The following is a 17,168-nucleotide window of genomic DNA, read 5'->3' as shown; positions in this document are numbered from 1 at the left end:
GCCCAGGCTTCTAGTTTTTTGCCACCCCTTCGCGGCTGGCCTTGAACAGCGCTTCGCGCGCGGCCTGGAAGAACCACTGGTAGTCCATGCAGGCGGCCAAGCGCTCTGCGCTGAACGCCTGCGGCGCGCCCGCGTCGTCGTACACGTCGCGCCAGTCGTCGATGCGGTCGGCCAGTTCCTGCAGGTCGCTGGCCTCCACCTGCGTGACCGCGTCGAACACGCGCTGCAGGTCTTCCGTCGTGCGGATTTTCTCCGCGGTGGCCACCAGCTCGCTGGCCGTGCGCACCATGGCGCTGCGCTCGCGCTCGCGCAGTTCCTTGCGCGTCAGCAGGCGCATGCGCAGATGGATCTGCGTGCCCGCGCCGTCCTCGCCGATGGGCAATGCCACCGGTACCCACACCTTGCCGATATCCGCCAGTCGAAACACCGCCGCCGCTCCTTTGGTTGTTGCGTCAGATCGCCGCGCGGGGGCTCTTCAGCACCCACGTGACGGCCAGTTCCGCGCCGGTGGCGCGGTATGCCTGGAAGGTGAAGTTCTGCTTCAGCCCGCGCGGGCCGCTGATGGGCGCGGCCGGCGCCTCGATCACCGACACGGGGATGGTCAGTTCCAGCTGTTCATTGCCGGCCGTGCCCGCACCGGTGCCGCGCTTCAGCGTGACTTTCAGCGCCAGGTCGGTACCGGCCAGCGCCTTCGTACGCAGGGCCGGCGTGTCGAACTGCGCCACGCCATCGCCGCTGACCAGCACCTGGCCTTCCGGCAGGTCGTGCCGCTGCCCGCCGTCGTTGAGGCAATACAGGTCCGTGTCCAGGTCGTTGTTCCAGGTCACGTTGAGCGTTTCCACGCACACCTGCGTGGCGCCGCCGTCCAGTTCCAGCGTCACGCCGGAAACGCCCCAGCCAGCGTGGCCGTAGTCGGTCGGCGATGCGTCAACCGGTGCACCGGGCTGGGTCGACAGGCTGGCGCCGCGCAGGTTGAACGTGGCCTGCTGGAACGGCGACCCCGTGCTGAAGGCGAAGGTGGCCGACTCGATGCGCATATCCATGTCGCGTTCGTAGCGGCCGGGCGTGGCAATTCGGCTGCTGTAGTCGCGTTCGATCAGCATGGCCGGCGGGATGGCATTGGCGCCGCCACCCACCTGGAAGGTATGCGTGTACGGGGAGGACGCGCCCGTGGTGGTCGGCGCCCCCACCAGGTGCTTCAGCCAGAAGCCGATGCTGGTGCCCAGGGTAACCACCGCGCTTCCGCTGCCATCCACGCGGCCACGCTCGCCACGCAGGTTGCCGCGCAGGCCGCCGGCCAGGGTGGGGTCGTTTTCCAGCGGCTGGTTGGCTGCGTAGTCGTACGTGCGCACGTACAGAATTTCCGCGTCCGGAGACACGGGCACTTCCTTGAAGGCGGACTGGGTAAGGCCCAGCAGTTTGGTCAGTGCACCGGTGGCCTGTGGCATGGGGGCTTACTCCGCGGAAGGCGTGGAAGAGGCGCCGCCGCCCTCGCCTGCCGCTGCGGCGGCAGCGTCGGCGTCGGCGGGGGCGGCAGCGTTCTGGTCGGCGTCCGCAAGCTGGCAGCCTTTCGCCAGCAGCGCTTCTGCCTGTTCGGGGGTGCAATCGACGATCTCGCCGCCTTTCCAGTCGCCCAGCTTCACGGCGCCCGGGCGCAGCACGATGCGAACGCGCACGACGGGGGGCTGGGCGGCGGCCTGCGATGTTTCACGGGAAGCACTGTTCTTCATGGCGGTCACTCGCGGTGGATGACGCCATGCACGCGCACGGTGAACGTGGCGGCATGCACGGGGTGGTTGTAGTTGCGGTCGGTCACGACGTCGGCCACGTAGGCCATGTCGCAGGTGTCGTCCAGTGAGGGATTGCGCAGCAGCAGCTGCACCAGCGCCGGACCGATCGCGTCGGTTTGATCCACGCTGGTGTCGTAGTCCTGCTGGTGCCATACCAGCGACAGCACGATGTCGGCCACCCATTCCTGCTGATGGCTGTTGATCGTCAGCCCCATGGCGTCGCCATCAGCCGATGCCGGGCCTGGCTGCTGGTCGCCGGTGTCGTGCAGCCAGCACGGGAAATGCTCGGCGCCGATCTGGTCGAAGCGCCGATTGCCCTTCAGGCGCTTGGGCGTGACGGCCGCGCCGGTGCTACCCAGTTTCAGCGCCTGCATGGCGGTGATGAACTGCGGGTCGCCGACCATCAGTGCCATCAGCGCGGCGCGGGCGGCGGCGATCATGCGCCCTCCCCCAGCACCTTGTCGGCGGCAGCCAGCGCGGCGTCGACGTCCAGATCCTTTTCCATCGCGTCGTCGAAGTAGGGGCGCGCCGGCATCGGCCGGGCATGCGGGTTTCCGTACGGCTTGAAGCCGTCGTGCAGGCTGCGGGCGTACACGTTGGCGTTGAAGACGATGGCCGACCGGTCGCTCAGTTCCATGGCGAAGCCGCGCACATGCGTGCCTGTGCGCCGCGGAATGGGATAAGCGCCCGCAGCGGCAGACTTGGGGCCGGTGGACCGCTTCACCGCGGCGCGCTGCAACTGGATGGCCAGCGTCCGCATCAGGGTGCGCGCGGCGGCGCGGCTGTTGCGTGCCGACACGTCCAGCAGCTTCACCGTTTCGTTGGCGTCCACGACGGTGCGGAACATCAGTCCACCCCCGCCGCTGCGTACGGGCCGGTCTCCACGTGCGCCAGCGCGGCGCCGGTACCGGTCGCGGTGATGCCCAGGGCCAGTGCCATATTGTCGTCCGCGCATTCGAAGGCACGCTGTGCCTGGCTTTCGTATTCGCGACGGTTCAGATAGTCCAATCCTTCGCGCGCGCCGGTGGCGTTGCTGTCGATGAACGCCGCGCGGCGCTTCCACAGGTGGCCCGATACCCAGCACAGTTCGGCGGAACGCAGGCGTTCGTGGGTCGTGCTTTCTTCCGGCACGGCGGCATAGCCGGCGCCGAAGCGGCCGATGGCCCACTGCTCGGCCCGGGCGATCAGGCGGGAGAGATAGCCGGCGCTGTCATTGGCCCAATCAGCGGGCGTGCCGAACTGCTCCGGTCGGAAACCGGCGTCGGTGATGTCCTGGATCTTGACCTTGGCCGCCATGCATGCGGATGGCCCGGGTTGCCCCGGGCCATCGCGTCCCCGATCAGGCCAGCGCCACGCGGGCGATCTGGTCGGCGTCGCCGACGATCGCGTTGTACTGGCCCTTGCCGTACCAGTCTTCGGCCGACGCTGCGGGCTCGCGCTTGCTTTCCACCGTCAGCGGCTTCCAGTCGGCGCGCTTGTTCTTGCGGCCGGGCAGAACCACGTAGTAGTTGGCGTCGTTGGCCGGCACCTTCGTGGTCACGATCACGTTGCGCACGCTGAAGGCAATCGGCTGCTTCTGCGTACCGAAGGCGATCATGGGGCTGCCGCGCGTCGCGTCCAGGAAGGCCAGCACGTAGCCGACGTTTTCCGGGCTGACCAGGATGTCCACCTGCGGGTTGCTGCCCAGGGCGTAGCCCTTGGCCTGGCACTTGCGCAGGATGCCCGCCACCGCCTTGTTGAAGGTGGTGGCCGCATCGGTGGCGAACGCCACATTGATGCCGGCGCCCTGGCCGGTGATCAGGCCATAGTGGCGGCTGGCCTTCTGGTCGTAGTACGTCGAAACGAACTCGTTGACCGCCTCTTCCACGTGGTAATACTTGCTGAACTGCAGCCACTCATCCAGCAGGCTGAAGCCTTCCACGTAGCTCAGGTAAGGCACCGACACCTTGGCTTCGGTGATCTCGCGGCGCGGCTTGATGATGCCGCCGGGCTTCTGCTGCGACCACGTGAAACCCATGCTGGCGTTCATCAGCTCGAAGTGGTCCTGGTTGGACCCCAGCAGACCGGGCACGTCGTCGAACAGCACCTGGTAACCCAGGTCCATGTCGCGCACGTTGTCCTGGAAGAACTGCACCACGCTGCTGGTGACCTGCTGCAGCACCGGGTTGTCGCCCGGGGTGGCCCACTTCGCACCCACCACGGGGGCGGCACGGTCCGACTGCAGGAACCCCTTGACGCGGGCATCGTCCAGACCCTTGCCGTCTTCCACGCCCGCGATGCGGGACATGGGGTTCAGCGACGCCTTGGCCACTTCGGCCGGCGACATGCACGCCAGCATGATGGGCGCATACAGCAGCGCGGCCTTCAGGCTGTTGAACAGCGCGGTGCGCTGCGCGCCTTCGTTGCCCTTGGCCTGCAGGGCCGCGTAATCGATGTTCAGTTTCATGTCGGCGTGGCCCTTAGAAGCTCTTGAAGAGGAACAGCGGGGTGACGGTGTCGCCCGCCAACGCCGGAGCGAGGGCGAAGCCGCAGGCCGTGTTGCCCGATGCGGTGGTGGTGAAGCGCTTGTTGGTGTTGTCCCAGTAGATCGCCTGGCCCACCGTCCACGCCTCGCCGGTGGTTTTCGGGGCGCCCGAAACCTCCGATTCGTAGATGTGTTCGTTGCTGGCCGCAGCGTCCGCGGAGTTCATCGGGATGAACGCGCGAGTGTTGTGCACATGCGGCACCTTGGCGACGGTGGCACCCGTGGCAGCGAACTGCAGGCCACGGATCTGGTTGGACGGGCTGCGCAGCTGAAGACCCATGGTCGTGCTCTCCGGTCAGGCGTTGAACGCGGCGGCGAACACCGGCGGGGCACCCTTCGTGCCTTCGTCGGTGCGCTCGGGCGCGGCGGGGGTGGTGGGGGTGACGTTGCCGTTCTTCGGCGCCTTCGCCTGCACGGCGCTGGCGCGCTTCTGCAGCGACGCCAGCGGCTGGCCGGCGTAGATGGCCTTGGCCGCGGCGACGGACTCTTCGTCGTCGCCGCACAGGCCGGCGGTGCGCTCGCCCTGCACGATGGTGTCGATCAGGCTGTCGCGGTGCGCCTTGCCCGCATCGACCAGCGCTGCCAGGTCGGCCGGCTTTTCGATCAGGTGGGCGTTGTCACCCAGCGCTTCGCGCGCCTTGACGACGATGTCGTGCGACGGCGACGCGGCGTCCAGCTTCTTCTGCAAGTCCGTGTTGGCGGCCTTGGCATCGTCGAACAGTTTCTGCAGGTCCACGGTGGGTTCCTCGGTACGGGATGCGCCCTTGATGGCGCGGGCGCCGGGTTGCGCACCCAGCCAGACCAGCGAGCCTTCCAGCGCTTCGCCGGGGGAAGTCAGACGGCGGGCCTGCATTTCGCGGCCCGCTTCGTCGCGGAAGTAGTCGCCACGCTTGGCGGTGAAGCCGATGGACACATCCGACACGATGCCGGCGTCTGCCTTCAGCAGCAGATCCTTGTTGCCTTCGGTGCGCACCATGTACGCGCTGGCCATCAGGATGGTGGCGGTGGTGACGCCGGGCGGCCAGGTCAGGTCGGGCTGGCGCAGCAGCGTGCGCGCCTCCGCGTGACTCATGGTCTGCAGTTCGGCGTGGAAAAAACGGCCTTCGCCCGGACCGGAATCACCATCCCAGCCAGACGGGTGCTTGATGAAAAGCCCCTTGCCCGGCAACGTGCGGGCGAAGTCGGCCAGCAGCGAGTCGTCGAACGCCTCGTCGTCGCGGTCGATGGCGTTGTGCGCCAGGGCGAACGTACGCACGTACAGCTGTTCCGGCGGCAGGTCCGCCAGCATGTACGGGCGAATGGCGGCCAGCTGGTCGGCGGTCGGATCACCGGCCGCCTTGATGCACAGCGTCAGCGATTTGTGCAGGCCGCTCACTTGGTCTTCGGCGCCTTCACCGGCTTGGTGGCCGCCACGACCGGCTTCAGGTTGGCGTTGCGCCACGAAGCCTGCTCGATGTCCAGCGGGCCGGCGTAGTCCTCGCGCTGCCAGGCGGGCGCATCATCGGACGGTGCCGGCGCGGCCTCCGTCTGCACGGTCAGCGACGGGCTCGGGTCACGCTGCGCATCGGCGGCAGCGGCTTCCAGCTTGGCGACCAGTTCGTCGATGGCTTCCAGCGCGCCCTTGCGGTTGGCTTCCTTCGCTTCCAGTTCGCGCAGTGCGGCCAGGTCGACGAGGGTCAGGCCCGTGAGGCGTTCGGAGAATTCCGGAATCGGCAGATTCTGGATCTCGGCGAGTTCTTCGGGTTTCTTGTCCACGGCTCCACTCCGCAATGGCCCCATGCGGGGCCGGTGAATTGCTTGTGCGGGTGAAGATTGGGAGACGTGCCGATGCGCCGTCTCCCCCGTTGGTTAACGGTCAGGCATTCGGAACGATGGCGCAGCGGCAGTTCGGGTGCGAGTCGCGCACCGGCACCGGCGCCTTGTCCAGCGTGTACGGCCCAGCCGCGGCCAACTCGCGGCAGATGGTCGACACGGCTTCGTCTTCCGCGGTGCTGTAGTCCACCAGCGTGATGCCCTGTTGTTCGTACAGCGCCAGCGAACCATCAGACTGCGCCATGGCAATTTCGCTGCGCGCCAGCCGTTCCCAGTTGTAGTCGCCCCCATCGAAGCGGCGCTGCAACTCGCGGGCAACGTTCACTGGGTTCTGCCCGTCGAACTCGCCGGACGCCAAGGCCGCGACGATGCGGGACTGGTACTGCCGCGCGAAGCCGTCACGCACCAGCTGCAGCCCGGTCTGCGTCAGCGAGTCGCGCACGCGATCCCTCAGCCGCGCGATCGCGGCCTGCACCACCGGGTCATCCATCAACGCTTTGGCGCCTTTCGCGCTGTCCAGGTCGTCGGCGCCATTGCGCACACCGCGATCCCACGCGCCAAGCTGTGCTTCCAGCAATGCCTTCGCCATCGCCGGCACGCGCGCATTGCCCTGCGCCAGCAGCATGGCTTCCGTCCCGGGAGCCATTTCGAACGCTTCGCCGTCAGGCGTGTCCAGGCCCAGCGTGCGCAGGGCATCGGTGGCCAGGGCGTGCCACTGTCGCTTCAGCGCGCTGGACGCTGTGGCTTCCAGCGCGGGCAGTGCCGGGTCGTTGCGTGCCCATGGTTCGCCCTCCGTGGTGTCGTCGGATTTCGTACGCGCCTTGCCGGCGCGCGGACTGCGCGGCGTGCGCAGGTTGTTGTCGATCCCGCGGCGTAGCTCGGCCGGGTCCACCTGGCCGCTCTCGCCCAGCATCAGGGCCGTCTGGGCGCGCAGGAAGCCTGCCTGCGCGCGCTTCTGCTCGTCCATCAGGTTGGGCAGGCGCTGCACCAGATCCCAGTCGCCGGGCTTCCACGTGCGGCCGCGCGCGCGCAGCATGGCTTCGATGGGTCGGCGCAGCTGCGGCTTGCGCACCGCGAAGCGCGTTTCCGATTCCTGCAGCACCACGACGGACTGCTGTTCGCCGATGCCTGCGGCCTGCGACCACGTGATGCCCAGCATCCAGGGCGGCAAGCCGAAGCCTGCCACCACCTGTTCCAGCATGTGCCTGGCAGGCTCTTCGATTTCCAATACCTCGCCGTTGGCGCCGATCACGCCGACCTTGATGTCGTCGTCCTTGGCGGCAGCTGTAGCCAGGTCCATGCTGTTGCCGCGCTTCTTCGCCAGCATGGCTTTGCCAAGATTGGTGGCGATGGTATCGGCACGCTTCTGCGCCTCCGTGGCATCCACCTTGGGGTTCTTCGTGCTGTAGTGCACATGGTAACTGGGGTCGCCGAAGCGCTCCCACGCGCGCCCGGTGGCGTTCTGCATCTTCAGCAGGATCTGCGCCACGAAAGGAATGCTGCGCAGGATGCTGGTGCCGTACGGATTGTCGGCCTCGGGCTTATTCAGCGCGAACACCAGTTGGCGCGGGTCAAGCTCAACGAAGCCGATGGCGCGAAGCCCGGACAGCACGTCGTGCCGGACAGCGCCGCGCAGGATCTGTTCCACCTGCCCCAGTCCATCCGCGCGGCGATCACTGTCCGGCGACGGCGCACGATAGAAGGGACGCAGCACGCCATCCTGCCGAATGAAGCAGATGCCCTTGCTGTCGGCCACGCGTAGGCTGACCACCTCACGACCTCGCGCGTCGTAGACGAATTCGCCCACACCGACGCCCTGTTCGTAATGCTCGTCGCTCTGCGACCGGTAGAACGCCTGGAAGCCGGTTTCCAGATCGTTGACCGGGATGTTGCGCATCCACTCGTCGATTTCCTGCACCAGCTTGTCGTTGTCGCCCTGGACTTCCAGGATGCCGTCCATGGTGGTCAGGCGAGCGATGCCGCCGTCCAGGATGGGGATGGCCTCGCGCAGCGCTTCCAGCAGATAGGGGTTGCGCGCGCGCGGCTGCCACTGCCCCATGATGTCCTGCCACACACCCATGCCCTCGCCGTCACGCAAGGATGCCGCGATACCTCCATTGGTGGCCGCCTTGCGGCGGGCATGCCAGGGCCATTCGGGAAACAGGTTCATGATGCGCATGGTGTCTTCCAGTCGGTGATACCGGCGTGCCGGTGGGTTTTTTTCTTCATGCGGCGCGCTCCACCACGCCGGACGCGAACAGGTCATGGCCGACACCGTCATCCAGCAGGGCGCGCAGTTTGCGCAGCATCTGCTGTCGACGTGCGTCAGGCACGTGGTCGTCCTTTTTGCTGTAGATCGGCCACTTGGCGCCCTCGCGCGCAGTCTGCGTGGCCATGGCGTTCAACGCGTCGTTGTCGTACGGCATGGCGTAGCCGCCGGCCTGCAGGCGGGCGCTGATGCACTGCGTGGCCCAGTGCTTGGCGGGGGCCACCAGGGTGCGCCGCTCGCCGGTACGCTGGTCGTCGTCTTCCAGTGCTTCGCCGTCTTCGCCAATGCACTCGACGTTCTGCTGGAAGTGGAACCCAACCATGCGGCCGTCGAACATGGCGTCCAGGAATCGGTCGACGGTGCACAGGTCTTTCACCACCACCGTGCCCGCACTGCCAAGGTCGACACCCCAGAACGGCAGATGGTTGAACAGGCTGTCCAGCACGAAGATCAGGTCTTCCTGCAGGTGATACGGAAACCCCTGCAGCTTGATGCGGACACAGTCCCGCATGACGGGCCCCACCTCTTCGCTGACGATCAGTTCCGTGGGGTCGTTGCGCTCGCCCAAGTCACCGCCAGCCCAGAAAGAGCCGTGCGCAGTGAACGGGATGTGTGGGCGCAAGATGTCCGCCATGGCTGCCCGGCGGCTTGCGTCCGTACCGCGCAGGATGGGGGCCAGGTCGATGGCGTCGTCGCGCAGGGTGTCGTACGTGCCCACCTTGCGCCCATCGCTTACCGACAGCTTCACGCCCATAACCTCGATGGACAGCGTGTCGGCCTCCGCATCGGCGTGCAGCTTGATCACGCGATAGTCCGGCAGATCCACCACGTTGGGCATCAGACTGCCCCATGGCCACACGGGGTTCTCTGCCTGGCCGTGTTCGCCCAGCACGTTGCGCTGGAAGCCCGGCGTATTCCGACCACCGAAGCGGCGGACCATTTCGGCGTCACGCTCGGCGGACCAGAACGGCGCAGGCTTCATCGTCTGCTGCCAGCGGAACAGGCGGTAACCCGATTTGCCGACCGGCAGGTCAGGTACGGCGGTCTGCGTGAGCCGGAAAAACTCGCTGGCGCGGTCGCCGTCCGGCACCGAATAGACGCGGGCCCGGCAGCCCGGTTTCAGCGCACGCCAGAACTCGCTGAAGATCACTTTGGACTTGACCTTGGCGCCTTCGTCGAACAGGCCGAAGGCGTTGACGTGCACGCCGCGGAACGCTTCGCCGTCATGACCGCCGGGGCGGTAGTACGTGCGCGCAATGCTCGGCTTGTCCGGTCGCACCGGATTGGGTGCGAGGAACCGGTGCATGGTGTGGGGCGTGCGCTTGGGCTTCAGCCAGAAGTGCTGGATAAGGGTTTTCTGGCCGGCGCCGTCAGCCACGCCGAACTGCTCTTCCAGCGCCAGGATGATTTCGTCCAGGTGCGTCTGCTGGGGCGCCGCGATCAGCGACCACGGGTTCGGAACGCGACCGCCCATCGCGGTGCAGCCCGCCCACGCCGTCAGCGCGATGATCTCGCGCGTCTTGCCGCACTCGGCGCCGTCCTGGTGGATCACGTCCTGCATCCATGCCCGCATGCTGGGGCGCTGGTAGTCCCAGAAGCGATACGGATCACCGCTGTCCGGTTCGAACAGGAACGTTTCCGCCCAGCGCAGCGGATCTTCGAACGTGAAGACCACCAGCGCTTCGTCGACGGTGATGCCGTAGTCGCCGCGTTCAAGCGCTCTCCATGCCCAGCCGCGTTCGGCCATCCATGCATCGAACTCGTCGGCGTCGTAGACGCCGCGGTCCAGCATCTGCGCCTGAAGGATGCCGACGTTGACGGGTTTGACCGCCATCAGCCACCACCTGGTGGCAGCGCCTTTGCGCCCTTCGCTGCCGCAGCGCGCTGGAAGATGCCGCCAAGCACGGTTTGCATGGCGTCGGTGGCCTCTTCCTGCACCTTGGCCTTGGCCTTCGCCTGCGGCGTGACCAGCAGTTCCGGCAGGCTGATGCCCAGCGTTTCCAGCGTCTTGATCATCATCGGGTAGCCCGGATTGGCGACGTACTTGCCGATGACCGGATCGCCCTTGGCGTCGTAGATCACCTTGCCTTCGTCGGTCACCATCGGGATGCCGATCACCAGACCCTGCGTGGAAACCGTCGACCGCAGTTCGTGCAGCATCTGCAGCGCGGCGGATACTTCCGCCGCCATCAGTCCGTGCATGCCTTCCATGCTCCCTGACTGCAGCGCGTCGATGATCGCGGTGAACGCCTGCACGTAAACCTGCTTGTCCAGACAGCTGCCGCCCGCCTTCGTCTGGCCTTCATCCACCAGCGAACACGGGTACTTCGGGCACGTCGTCTGGCACGGCTTGCCGGTGGCGCCCAGCAGCGACTGCAACCCACTGTCGAAGTGCGACACGTGGATGGCGCTGTTCAAACCGTGCTTCCACGCGTTGCGGCTGGAACGCGCCTTGCCTTCCATGGTGCGCGGGCCGGTGCTTTTCTTCGCGGCATCGCGCCGCTGCTGCAACTGGGCAGCGGTCAGGGGCTTGCGTTCGCGGATGATGGATTTGCTCACGGGATGGGTTCGTATCACGCCGCGCCCCCTCGCGTCTCCCGCCCGAGTTTCCGCCGCAGCACCTTGTGCACGTACGGCGCGGAGACTCCCAGCAGCCTGGCAATCTCCGCCTGCGGCCACGGATCGGATTCGCGCGACGCCATGTTGACGATCAGCGCATCACGCTCCGCGGTCCACAACCGCTGGAAGAACTTGACGCGCTTGCACACGCTGACTTCGCCGCCGCCCATCTCGTCCAGCAGCACCAGGAAGGCGCGCAGGCCGGCGTCTTCACCCACCACGGCCATCATGCGGCGTGCCAGGTCCAGCCATTCGTTTTCCACGGCGCCGGCTTGCGCCACCAACCGGCGTTCGAACTCGGTAGCCCGTTCGCCGGCATCACTGAATCGGATTTCGTCAATCACTCGACAGTTCCCCTGCTGCCAGGCGCGCCCACATGGGTGTGCCTGTTGGTTTGGTCCCCAGCACGCGGTGCTGGCGCGCTGAACTCAGGCGCGTGCGTCGCGCGCGCTCCGACACGGCGAGATACCCGCGCGTCGTTTCGATGCTTTCGTGGCCCATCAGGGCACGGATGGTTTCGATATCCGCGCCGTCGTCGTACAGCTGCGTGGCAAACGTCACGCGGAAGCGATGGATGCCCCAGTCGCGCAGCTTCGCCGCCTTCGCGTGCTTGCCGACCATCGCTTCGAAGCTGCGCAGCGCAAGCGCGTGCCCCTGCGTGGGCCCAGTCAACGCGACGAACACCGCATCGCGGTCGATGTCGAACGGCAACCCGTCGCGCGCGGCCAGCCATTCGTGCAGCGCGGTGACCACCGGCCCTTCGAACGGCACTTCGCGTTCCTTGGCGCCCTTACCCTCGATCCGCACGACGCCGCGAGCGGCGCTCAATTCCAGGTGCGCCAGCTTCAGGCTGGCCAACTCTTCGCGCCGCAGACCTGTGGTCAGCAGTAGCAGCGTGGCGCAGCGGTCCCGCACCGACCGCAGCGGGTTGGCGCTGGCGATCGCGGCGAACAGGCCGCGCAGCTGGTCGTCGGTGTACTTCTTCGCCGGCTTGGGCTTGACCTTCGGCCCCTGCAGGTCGGCGGCGGCGTTCGCCTTCGCCAGACCACAGGCGCGCCGCCAATCAAAAAAGTTGCGTAGCGCCTGAACCTGCTGTGCACGCCATGTGTTTCCGTTCTTGCACTCCACGGCCAGCCAGCGCTGCCAGCGGTTCAGGTCTTCCAGCGTCACCTGGGTGAAGTCGATGTCGTTGCCGGCGGCCCACGCCAGGAAGCGGCCGGCCGTGCGGCCGTACGACTGCCCCGTGGTCGCCGGCCGTGACCCGCAGTCGATGGTCAGGTGGACCAGCCACAGCCACAGTTCGGCCAGGCTGCGCGGCGGCAGGCCGCGCCGCTCCACGCGCCGCATGACCTCGGCGAAGCGCGGTTCGCTCGCCAGCAGCCACGCACGGTGCGCGGGCAACTCGCGGCCATTGGGGAGCCCTGCCAGCGCTTCGGCGACGCCATCGGGCAGCGGCGCGATGTCCGGCGCGTTCACGCGGCACCGCCGGGGGTCGTCGCCCTTGGGAACCCTTCCCATTTTTCGAGGCGGCAGTAGTTGGGCCGCCCCCCTCGGGGTGCCCGTGGAACAAAGGGGGGGTGCCCCCCCTGCTGCGGTGCCGCGTAGCGCCCCGGTCCGGACACCACGCCAGACCCCTTACAGATCAATGGCTTACGTGCGCCGCTCGCCGGTCTGTTCCAAAGCCCGTGGAACGTTCCACGGCGAGGCCGTCCAGCGGTTCCGCCTACTGCCACAAGGGATGCAGCAAGCCCGTGCGGATGTTCCACGCCAAGGGTAACAACAGTGTTTGCGCGCAATGATTGGGGAGGGAAGATCACGAAGCAGCCCCCATCGCCGCGGCCGGCTGCAGTTCACGCCACCGCGCCAGCAGCGGCGCGGCGCGTTCGGTGTAGTCGTCGGCACTGAGCATCCCCGTGTGGTCACGGTGGTGCCGCAGGTCGATCAGCTGGTCGCCGATGGCGCGGAGTTCGTCCGCTCGCGCCCTGGCCTCGGGGTCAACTGCGGCGACTGCCGGCGCACCCGGTACCTCGCTGGCCTGCTGTTGCTTGTCCAGCTGTCGACCGATCGCGGTACGCGCGATGTAGGCCACCGACTTGCCCTGCTTCTCGCGGGCGACGTTGACGATCTGCTCCGGTGTTACCCCTGCCGCCTTCGCTTCCAGCAGCTCGGGAACGAACGCCCCGCATTCGCTGTACCCCACTACTCCACGAAGCGCGCGCGCCAGGTCGTCGGCGCCCTCTGGGGATCTATCCTCTCGTAGAGATTTATCTATACCTGAAGAAGCAGAAGCAGAAGCAAAAGCAGGGCCGTCACCTTGCCGTTCACCCACCCGTCCGGTTGGTGGTCGGCTGGGTTGGTTGGTTTCAGTGAAGCGTGTGGTGGCGCCACGCTGCGTTCGCCGCCACTCATCGCGGACAAAACGTGCGGAAAACCAACAACTTCCGCCATCTGCCTTCACTAGAATCACCGACGGCAGATCACGCCCTGCATGCCTCGGCGTGTGCACGAAGTCGGTATCGAAACGGTCGCTGCCTTTCAGCACGCTTTTTGTCGCCAGTTCGCGCGCATAACGCAGCGGAACGTTCGCGGCCGATGCCAATTCGGCCAGGGGCCAGCGCAGCACCCCGTATTCGTCCGACTGGTGAAGCACGGCCAGGATGCGCACCCATGCGCCCTGGGCGGCGAGCGAACAGCGCCCCAGCGCCATGTCGCCCACCCATTCCTTCCAGTACAGCTGTGTTGCGGGTGCCTTCATTCCGACACCCCCGGTGCGGCGTGGGGCAAGCCGCGCTCGAGTTGTGGCCACGCGCCCCATCCGTAGGCCACCTTGTCCGTCGTCGGGTGCTTGTCGACGCGGCGACGCGATTTTGCGTCCCAGCTACGCCCCCGAACAGTCCACAAGAGTTCGTAGCCGCTGGCCCGAAGGCTGCCGCCTTCTTCCGATGCAAGGATGTATGTCAGGCCGCGCCGATAGCCCTTTGCGATCGCGGCACGCCTGGCGGCGCCGTACAGCATCGAACAGGCGTTCGGGGATCCATCCGTGCAGCAGCGCGTGACCTCAACCGTCAGCCCATCATCCAGCATGCGCGCCACTGGTCGACCGACCGTGGCCACGCCCACCAGTTCGCCGCAAGAATCGTGCAGGCCGTGACCCCATAGGTACCCAGTGGGGATGCCGTGGTGGCGATGGTGGTCCTTGATGAACGGCCGTACGTCGCGGTCGCGCTTCACTGGTCGCAGTTCGAACTTTTCTTCTACGCGGGGGCCGTTCATGCCGCACCGCCTGTGATCAGCTGCCTCTGCTGCGGCTGGCGGTGTGCCTGGTCGGCAGCCGCGTTCAGCCACAGGCATTCGATGCGCGGACGCGCGCCGTCGGCTAATGCAGGGCGATCAATCCGGCGCCAGCCGGGAAATAGCTCGTCGTACAGCGGCGATGGGTAGCCAGAAAGCACCACCATTCCCCGCAGTGATTTCAGGGACTCGGCCAGGCGCGCATGATCGGAGTCGGTCATTTCGTGGCGGTAGTCGTTGCCACCATCGCGAGTTGCCGCTACGTAGGGAGGATCCACGTAGAACAGGGTGTCTGGCCCATCGTGCTGTGGCATGACTTCGAACGCGTCTCGATTCTCCAAGACGACGCCTTGAAGCCGCGCGACGATCGCGGCGAGGGCATCCGGGTAGTGGGCCCAGTCGTGTGCCGGTGTGGTTCCGGACCTGTTCGACTTGCCCCGGAAACCTGTGCGCGCCAGGCCACCGCGGCCGGCACTTGCCGGTGCGCGGCTCATCGTGACGGCAGCGCTGGCAAAGCCCATGAAGGCGCGAACGATGGTGCGGCGGGCCTGCTCGACGGGATCATCGGACGGGAACCACGCATCGACGAACTCGGTACGTGCAAATGGGGTCAGGCGCAGCACTTCGGCCAAGCGCTGCCCTTGCGAGCGCGCCACCCGAAACAGGTTGACGATCTCGTCGTCCAGGTCGTTGTAGACCTCGGCATACGCCCTGGGCTTGCGCAGCAGCACAGACGCACCGCCGCCGAACGGCTCGACATAGAACCGATGCGCCGGAAGGTTGGCGATGATCCAAGGCGCCAACATCCACTTGCCGCCGTGGTAGCGGACGAGTGGGCGCCGCACTTCGGAAACCGGGGCTTCGTGCGTGCCCGGGACGCTCTGGCTATGGTCGCCGGCAGTGCAAGGATGGGCGCGGTCTAGCCCGTCGTTGTATGGTTGGGAAGCTGGGTTCACCGATGTTTCCTGTATCGGTAAACCGCTGAAGATTCAGATGGTTAGCGCGTAAGCTAATGCCTATTATGTCAAAGTCCGATTGGGGCTGGTGGGCGCGGCTGCTCCGGGACTGGCTGGCATGGCGCTTGCGTGGCTCTAAGCCCACCAACGGGAGCTTTGACGCATGCCTGATCGGCTGAACCGCAACGCGCCTACGGTTGTAGAGATCCTCACCGACGTGCCCAGCCAGTGGAATGGCTGGCGCTTCTCGGCCAGCGGCCGGCATCTGATCGGCCCGGATGGCGACCGAATCACGGCACAGCGCCTAGCAGGTCTGCTGTGGCGTGATGCCATGGAGCTTCGACGTGACGGCCTGAAATCGCGCCGCGAAGCTGAAAAGCCTGTTCGGCGTGGACCGGTCAAGGTGGTCATCGTTGACCTGGCCGACTGGCACGCCCGGAACGTCGGTACTCGCGCGGGATGAAGCGTCACCGTTGGGGTGCCGCCCCTACACCCCGGGTATGATCGGTCCGGGGGTGAACATGGAACGTCCGAGACACCTGGTGGCGCGGGAACGATCCGGCATCATTCATATCACGCTGATCGGTTTAGCACTGGCTACAGTGATCGCCGGAGGCGTACACCTGCTCGGCAGAACACAGTTGGCGTGGAACGCTCGCTATGGCGAGCGACCGCCAACGCCTAAAGCTCAGCCGCAGAGTGAAGCACCACTAGTGCTTCCGGCTCCTGATCCGGTCTACGAACAACTGAAGAAAGATTTCGCTGCTGGCCGACTCAGGTGCATTAACGGCCAACTGTTCCGAAAGCTTCCTAATGGCTGGGAGAACATCCCCGGCGAAGACTGCCTACAGGAAGACCAACCGAGGATCGACAAATGAACCAGCAGCAGAACCCACTAAATTGGTTTGAGGGTTTGGTGAAGGAGTATCCGGGCGCAGAGAACTACCGATCGGATGTGCAGAACGTTGAGCGCTTAGTGATCGAGGCATTAGACATAGCCGATCAAGCTAGGAATCAAGCTCGCGACAGTGCAAAGAAATTTCTGATCGATCTACTAACATCGATGTGGGACAAATCGTCCGCGTACACGACTGCTGTTATTTCCGTTGGTTACGTAGCGCTATTCACATCATGGAGTGCTACAGCGGGCGATATCGCGCCACAGTTTTCACGGCTGGTAGCGGTATTCGGCCTAAGCTCGCTTGCAGTGTTCGTAATATTCGAGGTTGGAAAGATGGTGTGGCAGCACGTGCACGTGATGGCTTTGATACGCCTCATCGGACATCAAGGACCAGCTTTCGATGAGGCACAAAATCGATACAGCTCATTCAGCGCATCAAGCCAAAAAGCGCATCAATGGGTATGGAGCATCGTGCTCGGACTTACGTTGGTCCTGGGAATGACATCCGCTAGCGTTTTGGTATACGCCAACCTAGAGCGGATGTTTGGCCTCTAAAGCGATGACACAGGCCCGGTGTATGTCGTGCCCGGCGCATAGCCGGGGCTGCGCGGGAACACGTCCGGGCGTTGGCCGGGTGCGTAATCGACGGTGCCGCCTGCGCGGCCAGCGTCACCGCCCTCACTCGCTCCGCTCGCAAGGCCGGAGGCGCTGCCGCTTCCGCTCAGGTTGTACAGCGTGTGGGACGTGTAGCCGAGCGCCTCGATGGCCGCCACCTCGATCTGTTCGACTGTCTCTCCGGAGTCGTTGACCCACTCCACCCAGCCCCGCACTCGCCCGCCGACCTCGGCACGCGCGGCGAGCCTGACGCGGCCGAGATCCTGCAGCTTGACGACGAAGCGTTGGTCAGGCGTTAGATCGGCGAACTCATCCCTGGACGGGAGCGATCCTGCTGCGCTCAAGGCACCAGCTTCACCACCCCTGTACACGCCCTTTCGCAGTCTTCCCT

Annotated in this window: 22 protein-coding genes; 3 read left to right on the top strand and 19 right to left on the bottom strand. The window is 66.0% G+C overall.

The genetic code is table 11. The annotated features are described in order from the left end of the window. Positions 1–10 precede the first annotated feature (10 nt). The 18 genes from ACSQ19_RS16835 to ACSQ19_RS16750 all read right to left on the bottom strand — a co-directional run bounded on the left by ACSQ19_RS16835 (position 11) and on the right by ACSQ19_RS16750 (position 15,261). Positions 11–427 carry a hypothetical protein gene (locus ACSQ19_RS16835; protein ID WP_435998556.1) on the bottom strand — a complete coding sequence of 139 codons (417 nt, stop codon included), beginning with the start codon at positions 425–427 and terminating at the stop codon, positions 11–13. Between the two features lie 25 nt (positions 428–452). Further along, positions 453–1,448, bottom strand: coding sequence for a phage tail tube protein (locus ACSQ19_RS16830; protein ID WP_435998554.1), 996 nt, complete (start codon positions 1,446–1,448; stop codon positions 453–455). Between the two features lie 6 nt (positions 1,449–1,454). Next, positions 1,455–1,730 carry a hypothetical protein gene (locus ACSQ19_RS16825; protein ID WP_435998552.1) on the bottom strand — a complete coding sequence of 92 codons (276 nt, stop codon included), beginning with the start codon at positions 1,728–1,730 and terminating at the stop codon, positions 1,455–1,457. Positions 1,731–1,735: 5 nt separating this feature from the next. Continuing rightward, complete coding sequence (locus tag ACSQ19_RS16820) at positions 1,736–2,230, bottom strand: hypothetical protein (protein ID WP_435998550.1); 495 nt, start codon at positions 2,228–2,230, stop codon at positions 1,736–1,738. Next, the gene (locus ACSQ19_RS16815; protein ID WP_435998548.1) at positions 2,227–2,637 is read right to left on the bottom strand and encodes a hypothetical protein; all 411 of its coding nucleotides are present in this window, start codon (positions 2,635–2,637) and stop codon (positions 2,227–2,229) included. Before ACSQ19_RS16815 ends, ACSQ19_RS16820 begins: the two co-directional genes overlap by 4 nt. Beyond that, positions 2,637–3,086 carry a hypothetical protein gene (locus ACSQ19_RS16810; protein WP_435998546.1) on the bottom strand — a complete coding sequence of 150 codons (450 nt, stop codon included), beginning with the start codon at positions 3,084–3,086 and terminating at the stop codon, positions 2,637–2,639. The genes ACSQ19_RS16815 and ACSQ19_RS16810 overlap by 1 nt, the downstream gene beginning before the upstream one ends. A 43-nt stretch (positions 3,087–3,129) precedes the next feature. Continuing rightward, positions 3,130–4,236, bottom strand: coding sequence for a hypothetical protein (locus ACSQ19_RS16805; protein WP_435998544.1), 1,107 nt, complete (start codon positions 4,234–4,236; stop codon positions 3,130–3,132). Positions 4,237–4,249: 13 nt separating this feature from the next. Continuing rightward, positions 4,250–4,594: a DUF2190 family protein gene (locus tag ACSQ19_RS16800; protein ID WP_435998542.1), complete on the bottom strand. Its 345-nt coding sequence runs from the start codon at positions 4,592–4,594 to the stop codon at positions 4,250–4,252. 15 nt (positions 4,595–4,609) lie between these two features. Next, positions 4,610–5,689 (bottom strand): hypothetical protein, encoded by a 1,080-nt coding sequence (locus ACSQ19_RS16795; protein WP_435998540.1) that lies wholly within the window; start codon positions 5,687–5,689, stop codon positions 4,610–4,612. Beyond that, a complete protein-coding gene (locus tag ACSQ19_RS16790) occupies positions 5,686–6,069 on the bottom strand; it encodes a hypothetical protein (RefSeq protein WP_435998538.1) in 384 nt (127 codons plus the stop codon). The genes ACSQ19_RS16795 and ACSQ19_RS16790 overlap by 4 nt, the downstream gene beginning before the upstream one ends. A gap of 100 nt (positions 6,070–6,169) precedes the next feature. Further along, positions 6,170–8,392 carry a phage portal protein family protein gene (locus ACSQ19_RS16785; RefSeq protein WP_435998536.1) on the bottom strand — a complete coding sequence of 741 codons (2,223 nt, stop codon included), beginning with the start codon at positions 8,390–8,392 and terminating at the stop codon, positions 6,170–6,172. Then, a complete protein-coding gene (locus ACSQ19_RS16780; protein ID WP_435998534.1) occupies positions 8,352–10,229 on the bottom strand; it encodes a hypothetical protein in 1,878 nt (625 codons plus the stop codon). The genes ACSQ19_RS16785 and ACSQ19_RS16780 overlap by 41 nt, the downstream gene beginning before the upstream one ends. Next, positions 10,229–10,954 carry a hypothetical protein gene (locus ACSQ19_RS16775; protein ID WP_435998532.1) on the bottom strand — a complete coding sequence of 242 codons (726 nt, stop codon included), beginning with the start codon at positions 10,952–10,954 and terminating at the stop codon, positions 10,229–10,231. Before ACSQ19_RS16775 ends, ACSQ19_RS16780 begins: the two co-directional genes overlap by 1 nt. A 14-nt stretch (positions 10,955–10,968) precedes the next feature. Further along, positions 10,969–11,358 carry a hypothetical protein gene (locus ACSQ19_RS16770; RefSeq protein ID WP_435998530.1) on the bottom strand — a complete coding sequence of 130 codons (390 nt, stop codon included), beginning with the start codon at positions 11,356–11,358 and terminating at the stop codon, positions 10,969–10,971. After that, positions 11,351–12,490, bottom strand: a complete 1,140-nt coding sequence (locus ACSQ19_RS16765; protein WP_435998528.1) for a tyrosine-type recombinase/integrase — start codon at positions 12,488–12,490, stop codon at positions 11,351–11,353. The genes ACSQ19_RS16770 and ACSQ19_RS16765 overlap by 8 nt, the downstream gene beginning before the upstream one ends. Before the next feature lie 337 nt (positions 12,491–12,827). Continuing rightward, positions 12,828–13,769 (bottom strand): hypothetical protein, encoded by a 942-nt coding sequence (locus ACSQ19_RS16760; RefSeq protein WP_435998526.1) that lies wholly within the window; start codon positions 13,767–13,769, stop codon positions 12,828–12,830. Further along, positions 13,766–14,287, bottom strand: coding sequence for an XF1762 family protein (locus tag ACSQ19_RS16755; protein WP_435998524.1), 522 nt, complete (start codon positions 14,285–14,287; stop codon positions 13,766–13,768). Before ACSQ19_RS16755 ends, ACSQ19_RS16760 begins: the two co-directional genes overlap by 4 nt. Next, entirely contained in the window at positions 14,284–15,261 is a 978-nt protein-coding gene (locus ACSQ19_RS16750) for a DNA adenine methylase (RefSeq protein ID WP_435998522.1), read from the bottom strand. Before ACSQ19_RS16750 ends, ACSQ19_RS16755 begins: the two co-directional genes overlap by 4 nt. Positions 15,262–15,424: 163 nt before the next feature. On the opposite strand from ACSQ19_RS16750, the gene ACSQ19_RS16745 reads away from it, so the two are divergent. From ACSQ19_RS16745 to ACSQ19_RS16735, 3 genes are read left to right on the top strand one after another with little or no spacing between them, the layout of a single operon-like run. Then, on the top strand, positions 15,425–15,724 hold the full coding sequence (locus ACSQ19_RS16745; RefSeq protein ID WP_435998520.1) for a DUF3653 domain-containing protein: 300 nt from the start codon (positions 15,425–15,427) through the stop codon (positions 15,722–15,724). Positions 15,725–15,782: 58 nt separating this feature from the next. Continuing rightward, a complete protein-coding gene (locus ACSQ19_RS16740; RefSeq protein WP_435998518.1) occupies positions 15,783–16,139 on the top strand; it encodes a hypothetical protein in 357 nt (118 codons plus the stop codon). After that, the gene (locus ACSQ19_RS16735; protein WP_435998516.1) at positions 16,136–16,717 is read left to right on the top strand and encodes a hypothetical protein; all 582 of its coding nucleotides are present in this window, start codon (positions 16,136–16,138) and stop codon (positions 16,715–16,717) included. Before ACSQ19_RS16740 ends, ACSQ19_RS16735 begins: the two co-directional genes overlap by 4 nt. Here the strand turns inward: ACSQ19_RS16735 and ACSQ19_RS16730 are convergent. After that, positions 16,714–17,121, bottom strand: coding sequence for a hypothetical protein (locus tag ACSQ19_RS16730; protein WP_435998514.1), 408 nt, complete (start codon positions 17,119–17,121; stop codon positions 16,714–16,716). The genes ACSQ19_RS16735 and ACSQ19_RS16730 overlap by 4 nt on opposite strands. Between the last annotated feature and the right edge of the window lie 47 nt (positions 17,122–17,168).

The organism is Pseudoxanthomonas sp. LjRoot127 (assembly GCF_964253495.1).
In the GTDB taxonomy this organism is placed as follows: domain Bacteria; phylum Pseudomonadota; class Gammaproteobacteria; order Xanthomonadales; family Xanthomonadaceae; genus Pseudoxanthomonas_A.
Note: the sequence above shows the minus strand (reverse complement) of the source record. Positions and strands in the feature narration are given on the sequence as shown.